We start from the raw sequence: 18466 nt of genomic DNA, 5'->3' as shown, positions 1-18466 counted from the left end.
CGGAACTCCGCCCCATACGGCGTGGGCATGGTCAACATCCTTCCACGAGCACAAGCTCGCTAGATCAAGGAGTCAACAAAACCGGGGGCAGTCCCTTCAGCTTCGGGTGATTTCCATGATGCCGCTGCGGCTTCCTCGGTTTCGAAGGTGTCCTCGGAGTACGCCGCGTAGTCGATTGCGTCCTCGCCGCGGTATCCCTCTTTGAGGATCCGTGTCTGACGGTAGGCCACCAGTCCGGGCAGCTTCTCGGCCAGCGGGCGGTGAACGTCTGTGTAGTGGGCGTAGAACTCTTCCAGGGACAGGCCGTTCTTGGGGCGTGTGAGGAAGGCGAGCGTGTAGTTCACCTGATGCTCCTATACGGGGAATTCGATGCTTGTGAGGAGGTCTTGGAGTGCAAGGACCTGGCGCGGAACGTACTCTGCAACAGTAAGCCCGACCACGTCTGCGGAGCTTTGAAGCGCTGCGATCGTTTTAGTGACGGCATCCCTTGTAAGCCCTTGGGGTTCCATGCCGAGCCCCAAGACGACGTCGGCGCTGTCGATCACATCCACATCGAGGTGAATGGCCAGTTTTGAGCACCCGGTGGCCTTGAACCATGCGAGCAGGCTGTCTGCGCCCTGGTTGAGTACTTGGGGTGCGAATGTTTTTAGTCCCCAATTTTGGACGTTCGGCAGTTCGTCCTCTGCCCAAGCATGCAGACCCGCGAGGGCCACGCGCGACGGGTCGATGGTTGCCGGCAGTGCGTCGAGGACTTCGGGGTCGCCGTGGCCGGTGAGGTGCGAGATGGCCATGGCATGGTAGCCGTCGTAGTCGCTTTCGGGGAGGGTGCAGTCCGGGTGGGCATCGAGCCAGACGACGGCGAGGTCATCGCCGTACTTTGATGCCAGATGGCTGAATGGCGCCACACTGACCGAGCATTCACCGCCGAGCGTGGTGACCCGTTCGGGGTCGGCCTCCTGGAGGATCCCCAGTGCGGCATGGAGCTGGCTTATGACAACGTTCCTGGCGTAGATGCCCTTCTCTGTTTCAGGATCCGGGGAATCTTCGGTCACGGGGACACTCTCGGTCCTTTGGCCTGGCGCGGGTGGTACGAGCAAGTCCAGGATCCGGGTGCCGAGAGAATAGCCGGTCTGGGCAATGCTGAGTGGGAGTTCGGGCGCGAGTGCGCTTACGACGTTGGGCGCGGCCCCTTGCCACTGGGGCCATAGAAGACGCAATGCGCCCCCTGTTGTCGCTTGGTTCGTCATGCTGGGATGTTTCCTTCCATTGGTTCCGCCGGCACTGGGGTGCTGGTCTGCGGGTGGCCGAGAGTGTTCAGTGGGGCAGCGCGGACGGCCTCAAACTCTGCCGAGAAGTCACGGCCCCGCATGATCAAAAGGTACGAGCCCGACGCTACGGCGAGCCCGACGACGAAGGAGATGTCGGCACCTCCCAAGGCCGTAGCAATGGGACCGGTGTAGATCGCGCTGCTGAGGAACGGGATCATGGCGATGAAGCCGATGGCGTAGCTGATCATGCCGGGCATACCCCATCGCCCGTAGATCCCCCCGTCGGACTTCATGATGTCGGTGATTGAGTACACGCCGCGGCGCACGAGGTAGTAGTCCGTGAGGTTCACGGCCGTCCACGGGATAAGGAAGTAGCCCAGGATACTCAGGAAGGCATTGAAGACAGGGAGGAAGTCGGCCGGCAGGGAGAGAGTTGCTGTGATGACGACGATGCCGGCGGCGGCCAGGGCGATGGCGCGCACCGCTCCGGTCGACTTCAGCGGCCGGAAGGCTTCGAAGGCGCTGAGGAGTGAGACGCTTCCGCTGTAGAAGGAGAGGGAGCATGTAATCAGGCAGGACATGACGGCCACGGCCATTGATACTGTGCCGAGTCCGAACCCGAATCTGTCTCCCATGTCCCGGATTCCGGAAATGAGGTCGGCTCCCTGCGGATCAGCAAGGGCAAGTGCTGCGCCGAGGGCCTCGAGCCACACTGCGGAGAGCAGGGTACCGCCGAAGACTGCGGCAGAGACGGCACGACCGCTGGTCCGGAACGGAAGGTAACGGGTGTAGTCCGAGACCATCGGCGCGATTGCGATCTGGTACATCGCCGATGCACCGAACTGGGCCAGGAACGCGATCGGCACGAACGCGCTGTTTCCAAGGAGGGCGCCGATCGGGAGGACCGCGGCCGCGGCAACTGTGAGGAGCACGAGGTTTACCAGCGTGATGTAGGAGGCGACCTTTTCCACCCGCAGCAGGAGGCTGTATCCCACAATGGCGAGAACGACCGCGGAAGCGCCGATGACGATGTCGAAGACCGCCGTCTGGTCAACGGTGATGGCGGCAAGTGATGACGAAGCCGTTTGAATAAAGAAGATCGCAAAGCCGAGTTGGACGATGGTTACGGCAGCCAAGGGGAGCACGGCTCCCTTGGAGCCGAACTGGACGCGGGACTGGATCATTTGCGGAAGGCCCATGTGTGGACCTTGGGCCCCGTGGAAGGCCTGAAACAGCGTGCCAAAGATGCTGCCGACAATGACGGCGAGCAGCGTCCAAGTCAGTCCCAGCCCCATTGCTGGTCCGACGGCTCCGGTGAAGAGTGTAATCAGTGTGGCATTGACCATGAACCAGAACTGGACCTGGCTGCGGATGGTTCCGTGCCGTTCCGTTTCGGGTACGTGGTCGAACGAGCGCGATTCGACGATGCTGTCGCGTTGTTCCATGGAATTCTCCCTTGGGTAGGGCGCTAGGCGTGTTAGGGAATCAGAACGCTATAAGTCTTTGAGCCAGTTGAGACGGCAAAATCTGCACGGGGTTCTCGGCAATCTGCGCATTGTGCGGCAGCTCGGACGGGAGAGGATGCGGACCGCGCAGGCTGGGAGACTCGCCCGTAGCCTTTAGGCGGTAAGCGCCCGAAGGAATCCAGAAACAAGGGCGCGCGTAGAATCAACAGGGTGATTGAGTATCGCGCGCAGTCGTCCGACGCGTGGGAGGCCCTCTGTACCGAGCAGTTTCAGCTCTGCACAGTCGATTGGGCTGCCCCGTCTTTTGGGGCGGGAATCAAGGCGACCTCTGTCATCCCCGACCTTTCCCTGCACCTCCTCGCCGCGGGTCCCTTCGGAGTATCGAGAACGCCGATCCAAACGCGCCGGCACGACTCCGACGACCTGATGATCGTCTTCCAGGAAGGAGGAGGGCAGGGCCGGGTTGAGCACAAGGGAGAGCGTTCCCTGCTTGGTCCGGGGGACGCCGTCCTGATTGACACCCGGCTGCCCTACCTGTTCGACTTCACAACTCCGCTGCAGCAGACGGTAGTGAAGGTTCCTCGGGCGACCGCATCCCGCCTTGAGGCTGAGGCAGGTCGGGTGGTACACGCCCACGGGAGCCCAGTCGGCAGGGCACTGAGGGCTGTCCTCTTGGAGCTCGTCGAGCTCGACGGCACCGGATCCCCAGCCGGCGACGCCGGCCTTTCCGACGGTGGGCAGGGAGTAGCCGCCACGTCAATGGCCTCGGCGGCCCTAGATCTTCTGGCGGGCGTTTACGCCGCCGACCCGTCACGCCGGCGGGGGCTCCTCGGCCACGAGGCACTGCTCCGGGCCGCTCAGGATTTCATCCTTGCGCGGTACAGGGATCCGCTGCTCGGACCCGACCGCGTCGCAGCGCATCTGGGCATCTCGCCTCGGCTCCTTGCCAAAATCTTTTCCAATGCCGGAACTTCCCCCGCAACCTTCATCAGGGACACGAGGATGAAGGCCGCGGCGCACCTTCTTCGGGCTCCGGCCCACCGCAGCACGGCGATATTCGACATCGGACTCCGGGTCGGATTCCCCGACCCCACATCTTTCACGAGGGCGTTCAAAAGGGCTTACGGCATGGTCCCGTCCGACTTCCGGGCAGACTCCCCAGCCCCATAGAGCCTAGGCCGAACAGATAGTAAAACTCTTGACTAAATATCTGCCTCCGCCTAGTCTCCTAGAGACAACTCATTGCGGAGCGGGCCCAAGGCGTCCTCCGCCCCAGTCGAATGGAGGACGACATGTCCGAATTGAATGGCAAAGTGGCCATCGTTACAGGAGCAGCCCAAGGTATTGGCCAGGGTATCGCCACGGTCCTCGCCAGGCATGGTGCCGCGGTCGTCGTGAGTGACCTCGACGGCGAACAGGCGAAGCTGACGGCAGAACAGATTGTTGCGGCCGGCGGAAAAGCAATCGGTGTCCAGCATGACGTCACCGATCTCGAAGCTGCCGAGGGGCTTATCGCCCGGGCTCGCCAGGAATTCGGGCAGTTCGACATCTGGGTGAACAATGCCGGCGTCGCAATGCAAAAGCCCTACGACGAGGTTACCGAGCGTGATTGGGACTTCATCAACAACATCAACGCCAAGTCCACATTCTTTGCCGCGCAGACTGCGGGCAAGGCCCTGGCGGGACAGGGCGATGGCAGGATCATTAACGTGGCTTCCTTTTGCGGCAAGCAGGCAATCGAGGAATACGCCCCCTACAACGCCTCAAAGTTCGCGGCCGTCGCCATCACCCAGACCCTCGCACTCGAGCTGGGACCCTCCGGTGTCACCGTGAACGCCGTCTGCCCCGGCGTGGTGAAGACCCGTCTGTGGGATGGACTGGACCCGGAACAGTGGGCTATGCAGGAGGCCAAGATACCGCTTCGCCGCGGCCAGACTCCCGAGGACATCGGGGAAGCCGTGGCGTTCCTCGCCTCGGACCGCGCCAGGAACATCACGGGCGCGAGCATCCCCGTCACCGGCGGACTTTCGATCTGGTGACAGGAATGAGCACGCTCTTCGAACCCCTTACCGTGAGGGGCATGACCGTAAGCAACCGCATCGCAATGTCGCCGATGCTCATGTACATGGCCGCCGAAGACGGCGTCGCCAGGGATCTGCACCTGGTGCACTACGGCGCACGGATCCTCGGCGGGGTCGGTCTCGTGATGACTGAGGTCACCGCGGTCCTCCCCGAGGGACGCATCAGCACGTCCGACCTCGGGTTGTGGAGTGATGAACACATCCCCGGCCTGGCCCGCATCGTCGACTTCGCGCACGAGCACGGCGCGAAGATGGGCCTTCAGGTGGCCCACGCGGGGCGGAAATCGAAAGCCCAAGAACAGGGCGTCGCTCCCTCCGCCATAGCCTACGAGGGGCTCCCCGTGCCCCGGGAACTAACTGCACCCGAGATCGACGACGTTGTGGGCGCCTACGCGGAAGCAGCACGACGCGCTGTCGCCGCGGGCTTTGACTGCCTCGAACTCCACGTCGCCCACGGTTACCTGCTCCACGAATTCCTCTCACCAATCGCCAACGCCCGAACCGATGAGTACGGCGGATCCCTCGAAAACCGTTCACGCATTGTGCTTCGGATCGCATCGGAAATCCGCCGCATCGTTCCGGACTCCATGCCCATCTTCGTCCGCCTCTCGGCCGAAGACGTGGTCGACGGCGGACTAAGCCTTAAGGAATCCAGCTGGCTTGCCTCGCAGCTCATGGCAGAGGGCGTGGACCTCTTCGATGTCTCAACCGGGAACATTGTCCCTGGTTACGAGGCTCCTGTTTACCCGGGCTATCAGGCGAACTACGCGCTCGATCTCAAGAAGGAGCTCGGGGTCATGACCGCCGCAATGGGATCCATCAGCAGCCCCGAGCTGGCAGAATACCTCGTATCCAGCGGGGCCGCGGACCTGGTCTTTGTTGGTCGGGCGCTTCTGCGGGACCCCCACTGGGCGCTGGGCGCTGCGCGACTCGCCGGAGCCGATCCTCATCTGGCTATCCCCACTTATGCCCGTGCGACGGGCCCCTACGAGCGGGGCTTTTGAGCAGAAGCCAACGACCGGCAGGGGCCGGGGGAGTAAGAACAGTTGCTCACCCAGCCCTTTCCGGCGCCCGTAACCGCAACTGCCAGCCGACGCCTGCTGCGCGGGCTGGCAGTTGCTGACACGAGCCACTACGGACATCCCGACACCCGGGACCCAAGGTGTCACTGAAACGGGCAGTCAGGCATAACCTCCTGAATCCGCCTTTGGCCGGTAACACCCCTTCATCCATGGCCGGGCCCGGTACATGTCCCGCCACCGCTTGATCTCTCCGGCCTACCCCTCCGAAGGACCGCAGGGAAGGCTAACACCAGCAGGAGCTTTATTTGACTGTGCCCCCGACTCTGAAGTTCGATGACCTTCTCGCGATCAGCGACCTCAAGGCGCGGTACTTCCTTTACGTTGATTCGAAGCGGTGGGACCTTGTCCCGGGCCTTTTCACGGACAACGCGCGGTTCACCGGATACGCGTTCAACGTCGCGGGCACAACAAAGGAATTCGTCGCCGCTCTTTCCGCCTTCCTCGATTCCGCCCGCAGCCATCACAGCGCGACAATGCCACGGTTCCAACCGATCGCTGCCGATGTGGTCCGCGCAGTATGGACCATGAACGACTATGTCACCTGGGAGCCGGACAGCCGCATTTACAAAAACGTTCGGGTGCCGGGCATGTATGGCATTCGGGGGTACGGCCTTTACCAGGACGAGTACCTGCGGACACCCGCCGGTTGGCGCATCTCGTTCTCCGGACTTGTCCGTACCCGGATTGATCCTCTGGTGGGGACACCCGCCCTGGACTGCTACGAATTCCCGACCCCGGATGAGACCTGGCTCAACGCAGGAAACCCTGTCCGGGCATAAATGACCACAGGTGCGCCTGAAAGCAGGGCGCAAGGAACGGAAACCAGAATGCATAAGGCCGGAATCTTCGGAATCACCGGGTACGCGGGTGGCTACATTGCCAAGGAGCTGCTGGACCGGGGATTCGAGGTATCGGGGATTGCCCGCTCAAAGCCCGATTCGCTTGACCCCCGCATCAGGTTCGAAACCGGATCGATCCATGATTTTGATGCTGTAAAGCGCGCGGTTCAAGACGTGGACGTCGTTGTACTCGCAACGCGAGCTGGGATGATCGCCGCCGAAGGGCGCACTTTCGCGCAGGCCCTCGAGCGGATCCTCCCACTCGTCGCTGAGTCGGGTGCACGCCTCGGCATCGTCGGGGGAGCGGGAAGCCTCCGCCTCCCGGGGACCGGCGTGAAGCACATGGACCGGCCGGAGTTCAATCAGTCACAGTTGCCGGAAGCCCGGTTGCATGCCGAAGCCCTCGAACTGTTGCAGAACTACGGGGGCAATCTCGACTGGTTCTACATTAGCCCGCCGGCACTGTTTGGCTCGTATGCCCCGGGAGAACGCAAGGGCACGTACCGTCTGGGCGGGGACGAGCTGCTTTTCGACGCGGAAGGCAATTCGTACATATCAGGCCAGGACTATGCGATCGCCTTCGCCGACGAGATCGGGTACCCCGCGCACAGGCGCAGCCGATTCACCGTCGCCTACTGACCACCCTGACCGGGGGCATGAAAGCCCGTGTGCACTCTGGGCCCGAAGGCACACGGCTGGGCCGCTACTCTGCGGCCTTCGGCCACCGCCCGTAAGCGCGCGCTTCGACAGGAGTCAGCCCAAACTCCCGGCGGAACGCCCGACTCAAAGTGGGATAGTGGTCGACGCCCCATCGTGAGGCAATACTGGCAGCGGTCATGCCCGCCAACCCTGGGTTGGTGAGGTCATCGAAAATCCGCTGGAGGCGCGCCTGACGGATATAAGCGCCGGGAGTCACGTTGGAGCCAAAGAGCGTGGCCAGATGCCGGGTCGAAATTTGGTGCGCCCTCGCTACGGCTTCAACGTTAAGACCAGGGTCGCCAAGGTGCCTGTGGATGTACTCCTCGACGAGCCGGCGCTGCGCTTCATGGGAGACGGCACCAACAGAGGGGGGAGAGCCGCCCAGTCGGCCGAGCGCCCCACGCAAGAGGTCGAAGCAAGCCGCCGCAAGGCCCTCCGCCTCTTCGGATGGAACGCCGTTCTCGACGATGTCAGCGGCGAGGGATGAGAGGGTTTTGGTAGCGAGAGAGTTCCCCGGGAGGAGCCGCGTGCGAACCTCAGCGATCTGGGCGCCCGCCGACCGGATCGAAGCCGCTGGAACGAGGAGCACCATCTGGTGCGAACCCTGCGTCATCTTGACTTCGTAAGGTTCGGACGGGTCCGCGATGGCGGCCGAACCGTTTTCGATAAGTACTTCGCGATCGGTCTGCCGCATGATCGCTTTTCCTGTGTGTTGGAAGAGCACGAGGACGTGCTCGGATGGCTCTGCCCTGACAAGCCGTCCGGTCCGCTTGAGGTGGTTCGCCTCTACGTCGACCTTTGAAACGCGCATCCCGCGAGGAAGGTCAACAGTGGCAATGGAGGCCTCAAAGTCGGATTGGGCATGGTTCATTACCAAGGGAAAGTATGACTGGCTGATGCGCCGTTCCCAGTCCTCCACGTTGTGGATTCGGTCGAGCTCCATTGCACAATTCTACCGGTGGTCTCGGGCGGCGGATCTGCGACGAGCGGCTTTCCAATTCCTGAACCGCTCTTGCCATTATCTGCATGAGCCTTTCTCGGGCGCCGGGTTTCTTTCAGACTCAAGGTGTCAGATTATCCGCTCCGGCTTTGGGAAGTTTGGGCCATGCACAACGTCGTCATGAATATCCCCGCTTCGTCAGGGATCGCTGCAGAGCTGGCTGAGGCTGTTTATGCGAGGGTGTTCCCATCGCTCGTCTCATGCCTGCCTTGCCTCCTGGATGCCATGCCCGGTCCGCTGCTGAGTGCCGGCGGTTCGGAGCTCCATGCTTCCTGCAACCTGTGGTTCCCCTCGGAACAGGACTTTGCCATGGCCCTCACTTCAAGAGAGTGGGTAGAGCTCCTTGATGAGACAGCGGATGTGTTCGACTGGGAAGAGGTGGAGTTCGCGTCAGGGAACCTCCCGGCGCCGCGAAGGGAGCCCGTGCTTTCCTGACCCTAGTCCCTGTGGGTCACCCATTCGGACTGCGCTGTCTGCCCGAGCTTGCTGAGGAGCCCGATGAGGGCTTGGAGATCGTCCCTGGTCAGGTTTTGCGCCCACTTCTGTTCTTGGACGTTATTCGCTTGGAGTGCATCTTCGAGTGTGGAGCGTCCGGTTGCGGTTAGGGACAGCAGGATTTTCCGCTTGTCCTGCGCATCGGAAGTCCTCTGGATGAAGCCGAGGTTGTCCAAAGTGTTCACCAGGCTGGAAACTGCTGCCCGGCTCATGCCACTCTGGGCCGCTGCGGCCTTTGACTCTAATTCCCCGCCCACCCAAATGGTGAACAGAAGTCGGAAGGCAGGCCAGCTAAGACCGCGCGGCCTATGAACCGCCGACTCCAGGTCGTAAGTGAGCACATTGGCGACCCGGTGCAGGAGCAGGACAAGATGCATGGCGTCCGCATCCGTAGCCGGGAAGCGCTCCTTTGTCCGCTGGACTGCGATGTCGGTCATCGAGAGCGAGTCGAGGGCTTCCATTCCCGCGATATGTGTCATGGGTGAACCCTAGCACCGCGAGAAGCTTCGCATGACAGGCGTACCGGCGCCGACAGAGCGGCATATCGCCGGCCCCCGATCCGGTGCGCGGCGGACGGTTTGGTGCCCCGCCAGAATCACCAGGGACACGCGCCAGCGGCGGTTCGGGCTCGCAGCCCTGCAACCGCCGCTGCACACTCTCCTCTACTGCCTCGGCGCGCCCGATGGGCTGCAGCCAACAGCTTGTACGTGGAAATCGAATAACGGCGGGGGCAGGTGGCCCCTCGACGTGAAGGTTCCTCATACTGCGATGGAGGACAAACGAGTACACCGGCGTTGAATGCAGCTAGTAGCCAACCGTGAAACGCCTTTGGTGGTGTATGGGGAGGTCGATCTCATCGACGAACGCCAGCGCATAGTCCGCGCCGGAGATCGTCGATTTACCATCTGAGACGAGGAGCGTGTCCTTTCCCACCCGATAGCGGCCTGTCCTCTCACCCGGGAAGCGGGCGCCGAATTGCGCGGGCGGGCTGAGGTAGAACCAATCGAGGTCGGTTGGCGCCGATTCCAGGGCGTCCAAAACCTTCTTCTGCCCAGCGGCCGAAGGTTTCGCCGCGTCGGGGAACGAAGAATCCTCGGCGAGGGTGTGGTCTCCTTGCGGCATCCTGAGGCTTCCTGCTCCGCCAACCACGGCAAGCCGGCTGCATCCGGTCTCGGCTGCGGCAGACAAGAGGCCGGGCATAGCTGTATGCAGTTCCCCTCCGGCTCCGTCGGCGGTGGACGGGACTGCCACGACAATAATGTCCGCTTCCCGCACGTTCTGCTTGACCAGAGCTTCATCGAAGATTGAACCTTCGACCATCGGCGGAAGCATCTGGTCGGGATTCGCCTGCGGTATACGGCGCGCTACTCCCGTAACCGGGAAGCCACGGTGGGTAAGTTCGCGGCTGATGTGGGCGCCGGCATAGCCGGTAGCGCCGAAGACGAGAACGTTCTGCATGTTATTCGCCTCCACGTGAGGACTCTGCGAGGACGGCCGTCTGGTAGACCGCGCCCCTGTACTGTCTGGTCCAGTAGTCGATCTCTTCACCGAGTTCGTGGGCGGCACGGAGGGCGAAGTGGGGGTCCCGGATCATCTCGCGGCCAAGCATGACCGCTTCCGCGCGCCCGGAGGCCACGATCTCTTCTGCCTGGGCAGGGGTAGTGATGAGTCCGACGGCAGCGACGTCGACCTCGCCGTGGCGGCCTACGTGCTCCGCGAGTGGCACCTGGTACCCGGGCTCAACGGAAATGAAGATGCCGTTGATGATGCCGCCGCTGGAGATGTCGAAGAAGTCTGCACCGGCTTCCCGGCACCATGCGGCGACGGTGGCATTCTGGTGTTCATCCCAGCCGCCCTCAGTCCAGTCGGTGGCTGAGAAGCGCACAAAGAGCGCCATTTCCTCGCCGATGGCCTCCCGGACGGCCGCGATGATGCGGAGGAGAAGACGGGACCGGTTCTCCAAGCTGCCGCCATAGTCGTCCGTGCGCTCGTTGCTAAGGGGCGAGAGGAACTGGTGGATGAGGTATCCGTGTGCGGCGTGGATTTCCACGACGTCAAAGCCGGATTCTCTTGATCGTTGGGCCGCGGCGGCGAAGTCGTCCACGACTGCGTCGATGCCTTCCCAATCCAGTTCCTTCGGAATGTCGAAGCCAGGGTAGGCCAGCGGTGAGGGGGCTACAGTCTCCCATCCGCCCTCTGAGACGGGCTTAGTGGTCCCGCACTTGTCGGTGAAAAGCTTATAGTCGGAGCCTTTTCGACCGGCATGCGAGAGCTGGATGCCGGCCGATGCGCCTTGGGAGTGCAGGAATTTTACGACCCGCGCCCACGCCCGGGCCTGCTCGTCGTTCCATATGCCGGTATCTTCGCTCGTGATCCGGCCTTCAGGGCTCACGGCGGTGGCTTCGGTGAAGACCAGGCCGGCTCCGCCGGCGGCCGTCTGTCCGAGATTCACCAGATGCCAGTCGTGCGGCACACCGTCGTGCTCGTCGACCGAGTACTGGCACATCGGCGATACCCAAATACGATTGCGGATCGTCGTCTTGCGAATGTTCAGCGGCTTGAAAAGATGTGAATTTGGCACGTCTGGTCCCTTTGGAGAATGGGCAGGTCGGAAAAGCGCAATTGCATTATGAAGAGTTCGGTAGACCCGCGGCCCGGCATTAATCCCCCCGGAATGGCGGAATGCAGAGCGGCATGCGCTTCTGTCGAAGATAGCTTTGCCGGCGAGGATAGTCAAGAGTTTTACTTTCGTCAGCGGCGCTTGACCCAGGGGCTCCGGGCCGTGTGGTTCAGTTCGAGGAGGATGCGGATGATCGCGGCCCGGTCCTCGTCCGGCAGTTCCCCCATCCAGCTCGTCTCCCTGGAGTTGTGCTCGCGGAAGACTTCTTCAAATCGGCGGGCGCCCGTGGGGGTGAGCTTCAGAATGACGCTTCGGCCATCGAGCGGGTCGGTCCTCCTGGCAAGCAGGCCGGCCTTTTCCAGTGTCTTGGTAAGGCTGGAAACTGCGGCGCGGCTCATGCCGGAGAGTGCTGCGGCCCGCTTTGACTCCAGATTCCCTGAGATCCAGAGGGTAAACAGGAGCCGGAAGGAAGACCATGACCAACCGGCAGGGCGGTGGACTGACGATTCGAGGTCGTACACGATGGCGCTCGTGACGCGGTGCAGGAGGAGTACCGCTCGCATCGACTCCAGGTCGGCCGAGGGGAGGCGACCGCGGGTAACTGCCAGTGCTGCTTCCGGGAAGGACAGGAAGTCCTGATCCGAGACATCCGCGTCGTCGATGGGACAGGTCATCTTGCTTCTCCACTCAGGCGAAAGGGCCAATTCAAGGTCGTTCAAACTTTTACTACCAGATGACTGTGCCTGCTTTTCCGGGCTCGCACAAGACTTGTCGGGCACTTGAAGAGCACCTATTGCACACCCTCCGAGTGCGGTGTACCGTGATTCGGGTAACAAGTAAAAAGTTTTACTAACCAAGGAGTCGACGATGACTACTGAAGTTCAGCAGACCCCTTTCCCCGCTTGGGGAAGGTCAAACAGTTTCCTCAGCTTCGGGGATTCCCAGACACCGCTGACTCAGGCAGGCCTGGTCGACCGCCTGAACATCCTCGATGTACTCGGGCGGTACGCGTGGTCATATGACGAGCGGAACATCGCTGCCCTCGAGAGCAGTTTCAGTGAGGACGCGGTCTGGGAAGGATCGGTCGCCGGAACCTTTGCCATCGAACCAATTCGGGGGCGTCAGGCCATCTCCGACTGGCTGCAGGGACACATGGCCGCGCAGAGCGACCAGCGGCGCCACAACGCTATCAACCACATATTTGTCTCCCAGACCGAGACCACCGCGGAGGTTCTTAGCTACCTGCTTCTGACATCGGCCAGCGAAGGAACCACCAAGGTCGTCACCTCAGGCTTCTATCGCGTGCGCTTCGCCAAGGCAGAGTCCGGGGTCTGGCAGATCGAGTACATGTTCGGCGGATTCGATAACCCGTTCTAAATAACCCGGAACCGACCAGGTCCCGCCTCCCCTGGGGGCCGTGAGCCCACTCCGGCCCCCACCACCCCTTGAAGTACTACCGCCAAGGCATCCCGATCGAGGACGATGCCTGCCCTTAGTGCACCCAAAATCCCCTCTGGAAGGCACCCCATGGCCACCTCGGACACCGACGTCCGTGTCGCGACGAATGCGCTGCGCATAGAGAACCTCTCCAAGACGTTCGCCAGCCAAAAAGCGCTGGACTCCGTATCTTTCTCGGTACAACGCGGGAAGATCACTGCTCTGCTGGGCATGAACGGATCAGGAAAATCCACCCTCATCAAGGTCCTCGCCGGCGTCTACCAGCCCGACGACGGCGCCAGCTTGACGATCGGCGACACGGAGGCCCGACTGCCGATGACGCCCCGAACCGCTCATGAGGCAGGTCTCCGTTTTCTGCACCAAGACGTCGGGCTCGTCGACAGCCTGACGATTGCCGACAACTTCGCTTTTGTCGACCGCTTCCGTTCCCCGGGACTGCTCGGTCCCATCAACCAACGCCGCCAGCATGAGCATGTGGCCGCGACGTTGGCGAAGTTCGGCGTTTCCGTCCACCCCGGGACCCTCGTGGCACAGCTGAACCCGACTCTGCGTACTATGGTCGGTCTGGCACGGGCGTTCCAGGACGAGGAAGAGTCGGGCGTTGCCGCGTTCGCAAAGAACGTCGTTGTCCTCGACGAGCCCACCGCTTCCCTCCCTGTCGAGGAGGTCGACACCATCCTGACCTCCTTGGAGGAGCTCAAGGCCAACGGCGGCACGGTGATCTACGTCAGTCACCGCACCGAGGAAGTGAAACGGATCGCGGACCAGCTCGTGATCCTCAGGGATGGAAAGCTCGTTGCGGACGAGCCGATCGCGGACATGACAGTGGACGACATCGTCTCCCGCGTCGTCGGAAAGAGGCTCGAGAAGACGCGCCTCCCCCGGCAGAGCGAACGCGAAGGAGGCGTCGTCCTCTCGGCCCGCGGCATCAGCGGACCGCGGTTGCGCGAAGTGGACCTCGATGTCCGCTCCGGAGAGATCGTCGGCATTGCCGGCCTCGTCGGGTGCGGGCGCAGCGAACTCGTCCGCATCCTTGCCGGGGCGCAGAAGCCGTTGATGGGAGAGATGCAGCTCGATGGCAAGCCGTACCGGCCCGACTCTCCAGCCACCGCCATCTCACGCGGGGTTGCATGCGTTCCTCAGGAACGCCGCCGCGAGGGCGCCGTGCTTTCCATGACGGTGAGGGAGAACATCACCCTCGGCCGCCTGAAGGCCTTCGCGAAGAACGGCATGCTCGACGGACGGAAGGAACGTGAGGGCGCACTGCGGCTGATCGAACAGTTCGCCGTCAAACCCCCTGCTCCCTCCCAGCTCATCGGACTGCTCTCAGGCGGGAACCAGCAAAAGGTCGTTGTCGCCCGCGCCGCCGGCTATGGCGGGACCGCGCTCCTGCTCGACGAACCGAGCCAGGGGGTGGACGCCCTGGCCAAGCAGGAGATCGCCAACATCGTCCGGTCCCTCGCGGCCGACGGCCTGGCCGTGGTTTTGGCCTCGACCGACTTCGAGGAGTTCGTCGGCCTCTGCGACAGGGTCCTCATCCTCGACCGCGGCCGCTTGGTTGCCGAAGCCACGGGACTTGACATCAGTGAAGAGCACCTTGCCCTCCTGTGTGCCCAGCACGGATCTACGAACGGGGCCGCGGCATGAGCGCCTTCACCACATCACGCACGACCACCCACGAGAATCAGCAGAAGGAAACCATGAGCACCACCACCAGCACGCCATCGGAGGTCCAACGGTCCCCGAAGCCAAAGAGGAGCCTTCCCGATTTCGGCACCATCGCCACCTCCTATGGCGTGATCATCTTCCTGATCGTGATGGTCGCTGTCTTCTCCCTTCTGCTGCCGGACACCTTCCCTACATTCGATAACGCCAAGGCTGTGCTCTCCGACCAGTCGATCCCCGCGATGCTTGCCCTGGCTGCTGTCCTGCCGCTGGCTGCCGGCGAGTTTGACCTGTCGCTTGGTGCCGTCCTGGGTTTCAGCGCGATCACGTCCATTGCTCTTTCTGATGCGGGGGTCCCCTGGCCCGTGGCAGTGTTGGTGTCCCTGCTGGTCGGCGCTGCCGTTGGTGGCGTGAATGCCTTCCTCGTCGTCAAGGTCGGGGTCAACGCGTTCATCGCCACGCTCGCCTCGGCGACGATCCTATCGGGCCTGAACCTCCTGCTCACCAACAGCTCCCTGCTCGTCCTGGACTCGGCCGAGTTCGGAGCCCTCACCACCACAGAGACATTCGGTATCCAAATCGTCCTCGCCTACGCCATCGTGCTGAGCCTTGTGCTCTACTTCGTGATGGAGAAGACCCCGTTCGGCCGCTACCTGCGGGCCACGGGCATGGGCCGAGACGCCGCACGCCTCAGCGGGGTCCGCGTTGACCGCTACCTCGCCACATCCTTTATCGCCGCGGGCGTTCTTGCCGCGCTGGCCGGGGCTCTGCTCGCCTCCCGGGGTGGCACTGCCGCCCCGACACTCGGTCCTGACTTTCTCCTTCCTGCCTACGCCGCCGCCTTCCTCGGGGCGACCACCATCAAGCCCGGATACTTCAACGTCTGGGGCACCGTCATCGGCGTCATCCTTCTCGCCGTCGGCAGCAATGGCCTGACCCTGCTTGGGGTGGCGACCTGGGTCACCAACATCTTCAACGGAGTCGCCCTCATGATCGCCGTATCAGCCTCGGTGCTCGTCGGCAGACGCCGGCGCCGCGCCGCCCGCTAAAACACCATCAACCCACCCCCTTAGTCGAAAGAGACACCATGATCCTCAGCAAGCGCCGCGTTGCCCCCTGGGCTGCAGCCTTCGCCGTGACCGCCCTCGCTCTCACGGGTTGCGGAAGCGCGAAGAGTACATCCGCTTCCGCCGGCAGCCACGACATCACTGCGGCACAGAACGTGGTCAAACAATCACAGGCCCCCGTCACCAAGTTCGATTTCCCGAAGGATGCCGTCTCCGTCCCCAAGGACAAGCTCGTCATCGGTATTCCCTGCGCCTACGCGGCCGAGGGCTGCAAGCGGGGCGTGGACGCCGTCGCCGAGGCTGCTAAGACTCTCGGCTGGCGGTACCAGATGATCGACCCGGCCGGGGATCCACAGAAAATGCGATCAGCTGTGCGCACCGCCATCCAGCTCCACGCAGACGGAATCGTCCTCGGCGCCGTTCCCGCCAGTGTGGTCAAGGACGACGTTGCGGCAGCCCGGTCGGCGGGAATCAAAGTGGTGAACACATTCGAGCCCGCCCCCGAAGGCTTTGCTGACGCCAACAGCCTCTACGATCACGTCCAGGCCGGACGGGCGAATGCTGCCTACGTGGCCGCGGCGACCAACGGTGCCGGCAAAGTCATCTCCGTCAACGACTCCGAGTTCCAGTCCGACGTCGAGCTTCACCAGGGCTTCACTGACGGGCTCAAGGAGCTCTGCCCCGGCTGCGAGATCGTCAAGGACTTCGATTTCCAGATCGCCAACCTCCAGAGCCAGGTCCCAACCCAGTTCCAGGCCATCCTCCAGGCCAACCCCAAAGCCAACGCTGTCTGGACCGCTTACGACCCTGTAGCCCTGGCAATCGCCCCCGTTATCACCCGCTCCGCCCAGAACGGCAAGCTGACTGTCGTCTCCCACAACGGCGATCCAGAGGCGCTCCAAGCCATTAAGGCCGGCAACCAGCCGTTCAGCGCCAGCGTCGCCTTCAGCGTTGAGTGGCAGTCCTACGCCGCCATGGACCAGATGGTCCGCCTTTTCGACGGTAGCCTCCCGGCGAACCTCAAGACCGTGAACGTCCCCCAGAAACTCGTGAACAAAGACAACGTCACCTCGGTCCCGTGGGACGGGGACATCGACTGGAAGAGCGCCTACACCAAGCTCTGGAAGACCACTAAGTAACCTCCAGCAAGAAAAGGAACAGCAATATGGGACGTCTCAATGGAAAGGTCGCGCTGATCACCGGCGCAGCGGGCGGTCAAGGGGCCGTCGAGGCCGAACTCTTCGCCCGGGAAGGAGCTAAGGTTGTCGTCGCCGACATCAGCGCCGACGGGGTAGCCGCAGTGGTCGACCGGGTAGAACGGGCCGGCGGAGAAGCCCTCGGTATTGAACTGAACGTCACCGACGAAGCAGCCTGGGAATCCGCGATGGACAGCATCCGGACACGCTTTGGGCGCCTCGACATTCAGGTCAACAATGCCGGCATTCTTTCGCTGGAGGGGATCGCGAAGATCGACCGCGGCGAATGGGACAAGGTGATCAGCGTCAATCAGACCAGTGTGATGCTCGGAATGAAGCACGGCACCGCGCTCATGCGCGAGGGCGGCAGCGGCGGCTCGATCATCAATCTGTCCTCGACCTACGCGCACGTCGGCAGCGGAGGCGCCGTGGCCTATCAGGCAAGCAAGGGGGCCGTGTTCATCATGACGAAAACTGCGGCCGTCGAGTTTGCCCCCGACGGGATCCGCGTCAACTCCGTCGCGCCAGGCATTATCGAAACACCGATGACCCGTGAAGTGCTCGCCGCAGCGGGCCCCCCACACCCGGACATCACGAGGACGCCCCTGCAGCGCGCGGGCCAGCCTATCGAAGTTGCCCAGACAGTTCTCTTCCTTGCAAGCGATGAGGCCTCCTACATCACAGGCGCGGAGATTCTGGTCGACGGCGGCCGGACCATCACCTGATGGCAGCGACGCAGCCGGTCGCGTGCACCCCGGGATGGGTGCACGCGACCGGAGTCATCAATTTGCGGCCCGTGGCCCCGGTACCCAGCGAGATAACCGCCATTGCCGACAGGCTCATGGTTCAGGAGACTGCGTCCAGGTACTGTCTGGCCTACGACGAGCGGCGGTTGGACGTCCTCGAAAGCCTGATGACGGAGACAACAACTTTCGCTTATCGCTTCGGCGAAGGACCCGTGCACAGCCAGTCGGGACGAACGAACGTTTTGGACTGGCTCGCGCAGGTGATGCAGTCCCAACCGGACCAAAGGCGCCATATAGTTGGCAGCCTTGTGGTGGAAGGGCTCAGCGCAGGGGAAGCCAAAGTACTGGCACACACAGCGATCTACGGGATAACGTATAGCGCACGTCTTGTGACGACCGGGATCTACGTTTTCAACATGGTGAAACAAAACGGCCGCTGGCTGATCAACGAGGCGATCGATGCCCTCGACCTTCCCTTTTGACCCGTACGCAGCGCAAGCGGGACTCTGATAAAAGATCCCAATGATTAAGACGGCAGGGCGGCCCAGTCTGGACGGGCCGCCCTGCCGTTTATCCTTACGACCAAGACACAAGGCGACGGGAACTCTTACCGAACCCAGCGGCCCCCATTATCCAGCTACCGGTGAAACCACTTCCGAACATAGCCAAGCGAAGCTGCATGCAACCGTACAACGTTCCCCAAAAGAGCTGCTGTGCATGAACTGTGTCATGGGCGACGATGGCCACGGCGCTTCCCCCTTCGCTTGCCCGGAGCAGCCGAGCA

20 protein-coding genes are annotated in these 18466 nt (G+C 62.6%); 12 read left to right on the top strand and 8 right to left on the bottom strand.

Annotated features, from left to right (window positions below; genetic code table 11):
* Positions 1-59: 59 nt before the first annotated feature.
* The 3 genes from ACFQ50_RS18330 to ACFQ50_RS18320 form a co-directional block, all read right to left on the bottom strand.
* On the bottom strand, positions 60-344 hold the full coding sequence (locus ACFQ50_RS18330) for an EthD family reductase (protein ID WP_377997064.1): 285 nt from the start codon (positions 342-344) through the stop codon (positions 60-62).
* A 9-nt stretch (positions 345-353) separates the two neighbouring features.
* A complete protein-coding gene (locus ACFQ50_RS18325; protein WP_377997063.1) occupies positions 354-1052 on the bottom strand; it encodes an arginase family protein in 699 nt (232 codons plus the stop codon).
* A 191-nt stretch (positions 1053-1243) separates the two neighbouring features.
* A complete protein-coding gene (locus tag ACFQ50_RS18320) occupies positions 1244-2713 on the bottom strand; it encodes a purine-cytosine permease family protein (RefSeq protein WP_377997062.1) in 1470 nt (489 codons plus the stop codon).
* A gap of 231 nt (positions 2714-2944) precedes the next feature.
* On the opposite strand from ACFQ50_RS18320, the gene ACFQ50_RS18315 reads away from it, so the two are divergent.
* From ACFQ50_RS18315 to ACFQ50_RS18295, 5 genes are all read left to right on the top strand, one after another.
* On the top strand, positions 2945-3904 hold the full coding sequence (locus tag ACFQ50_RS18315) for a helix-turn-helix domain-containing protein (RefSeq protein WP_377991933.1): 960 nt from the start codon (positions 2945-2947) through the stop codon (positions 3902-3904).
* 122 nt (positions 3905-4026) lie between these two features.
* Positions 4027-4773 carry an SDR family NAD(P)-dependent oxidoreductase gene (locus ACFQ50_RS18310; protein ID WP_377997061.1) on the top strand — a complete coding sequence of 249 codons (747 nt, stop codon included), beginning with the start codon at positions 4027-4029 and terminating at the stop codon, positions 4771-4773.
* A gap of 5 nt (positions 4774-4778) precedes the next feature.
* Positions 4779-5819 carry an NADH:flavin oxidoreductase/NADH oxidase gene (locus ACFQ50_RS18305; RefSeq protein ID WP_377997060.1) on the top strand — a complete coding sequence of 347 codons (1041 nt, stop codon included), beginning with the start codon at positions 4779-4781 and terminating at the stop codon, positions 5817-5819.
* Positions 5820-6148: 329 nt separating this feature from the next.
* Positions 6149-6676, top strand: coding sequence for a nuclear transport factor 2 family protein (locus tag ACFQ50_RS18300; protein WP_377997065.1), 528 nt, complete (start codon positions 6149-6151; stop codon positions 6674-6676).
* Between the two features lie 48 nt (positions 6677-6724).
* On the top strand, positions 6725-7375 hold the full coding sequence (locus ACFQ50_RS18295) for an NAD(P)-dependent oxidoreductase (protein ID WP_377997059.1): 651 nt from the start codon (positions 6725-6727) through the stop codon (positions 7373-7375).
* 64 nt (positions 7376-7439) lie between these two features.
* On the opposite strand, the gene ACFQ50_RS18290 is transcribed toward ACFQ50_RS18295, so the two are convergent.
* Positions 7440-8378, bottom strand: coding sequence for a helix-turn-helix domain-containing protein (locus tag ACFQ50_RS18290; protein WP_377997058.1), 939 nt, complete (start codon positions 8376-8378; stop codon positions 7440-7442).
* 162 nt (positions 8379-8540) lie between these two features.
* Here ACFQ50_RS18290 and ACFQ50_RS18285 point away from each other — a divergent pair, with 162 nt between their 5' ends.
* Positions 8541-8870: a hypothetical protein gene (locus ACFQ50_RS18285; RefSeq protein ID WP_377991938.1), complete on the top strand. Its 330-nt coding sequence runs from the start codon at positions 8541-8543 to the stop codon at positions 8868-8870.
* A gap of 2 nt (positions 8871-8872) precedes the next feature.
* Here the strand turns inward: ACFQ50_RS18285 and ACFQ50_RS18280 are convergent, their stop codons facing one another.
* From ACFQ50_RS18280 to ACFQ50_RS18265, 4 genes are all read right to left on the bottom strand, one after another.
* The gene (locus ACFQ50_RS18280) at positions 8873-9409 is read right to left on the bottom strand and encodes a MarR family winged helix-turn-helix transcriptional regulator (protein WP_377991939.1); all 537 of its coding nucleotides are present in this window, start codon (positions 9407-9409) and stop codon (positions 8873-8875) included.
* Positions 9410-9734: 325 nt separating this feature from the next.
* Positions 9735-10403, bottom strand: a complete 669-nt coding sequence (locus ACFQ50_RS18275; RefSeq protein ID WP_377991940.1) for an NAD(P)-dependent oxidoreductase — start codon at positions 10401-10403, stop codon at positions 9735-9737.
* Positions 10390-11511: an NADH:flavin oxidoreductase/NADH oxidase gene (locus tag ACFQ50_RS18270; protein ID WP_377997057.1), complete on the bottom strand. Its 1122-nt coding sequence runs from the start codon at positions 11509-11511 to the stop codon at positions 10390-10392. The genes ACFQ50_RS18275 and ACFQ50_RS18270 overlap by 14 nt, the downstream gene beginning before the upstream one ends.
* Positions 11512-11681: 170 nt before the next feature.
* A complete protein-coding gene (locus tag ACFQ50_RS18265) occupies positions 11682-12224 on the bottom strand; it encodes a MarR family winged helix-turn-helix transcriptional regulator (RefSeq protein WP_377991942.1) in 543 nt (180 codons plus the stop codon).
* A 193-nt stretch (positions 12225-12417) separates the two neighbouring features.
* On the opposite strand from ACFQ50_RS18265, the gene ACFQ50_RS18260 reads away from it, so the two are divergent.
* The 6 genes from ACFQ50_RS18260 (at position 12418) to ACFQ50_RS18235 (ending at position 18164) form a co-directional block, all read left to right on the top strand.
* Complete coding sequence (locus tag ACFQ50_RS18260) at positions 12418-12927, top strand: nuclear transport factor 2 family protein (protein ID WP_377997056.1); 510 nt, start codon at positions 12418-12420, stop codon at positions 12925-12927.
* A gap of 150 nt (positions 12928-13077) precedes the next feature.
* On the top strand, positions 13078-14655 hold the full coding sequence (locus tag ACFQ50_RS18255) for a sugar ABC transporter ATP-binding protein (protein ID WP_377997055.1): 1578 nt from the start codon (positions 13078-13080) through the stop codon (positions 14653-14655).
* Positions 14652-15722, top strand: a complete 1071-nt coding sequence (locus tag ACFQ50_RS18250; protein WP_377997054.1) for an ABC transporter permease — start codon at positions 14652-14654, stop codon at positions 15720-15722. Before ACFQ50_RS18255 ends, ACFQ50_RS18250 begins: the two co-directional genes overlap by 4 nt.
* Before the next feature lie 38 nt (positions 15723-15760).
* Positions 15761-16879 (top strand): sugar ABC transporter substrate-binding protein, encoded by a 1119-nt coding sequence (locus ACFQ50_RS18245; protein ID WP_377997053.1) that lies wholly within the window; start codon positions 15761-15763, stop codon positions 16877-16879.
* 26 nt (positions 16880-16905) lie between these two features.
* Positions 16906-17661, top strand: coding sequence for an SDR family NAD(P)-dependent oxidoreductase (locus ACFQ50_RS18240; protein WP_377997052.1), 756 nt, complete (start codon positions 16906-16908; stop codon positions 17659-17661).
* Positions 17661-18164, top strand: coding sequence for a nuclear transport factor 2 family protein (locus tag ACFQ50_RS18235; RefSeq protein ID WP_377997051.1), 504 nt, complete (start codon positions 17661-17663; stop codon positions 18162-18164). Before ACFQ50_RS18240 ends, ACFQ50_RS18235 begins: the two co-directional genes overlap by 1 nt.
* The last annotated feature ends 302 nt before the right edge of the window (positions 18165-18466 follow it).

Origin of the sequence: Arthrobacter sp. NPDC056493 (assembly GCF_042795115.1) — a bacterium.
Taxonomy (GTDB): Bacteria; Actinomycetota; Actinomycetes; order Actinomycetales; family Micrococcaceae; genus Arthrobacter.
The sequence above is the reverse complement of the archived record's forward strand: the minus strand, read 5'-3'. Positions and strand labels throughout refer to the sequence as shown.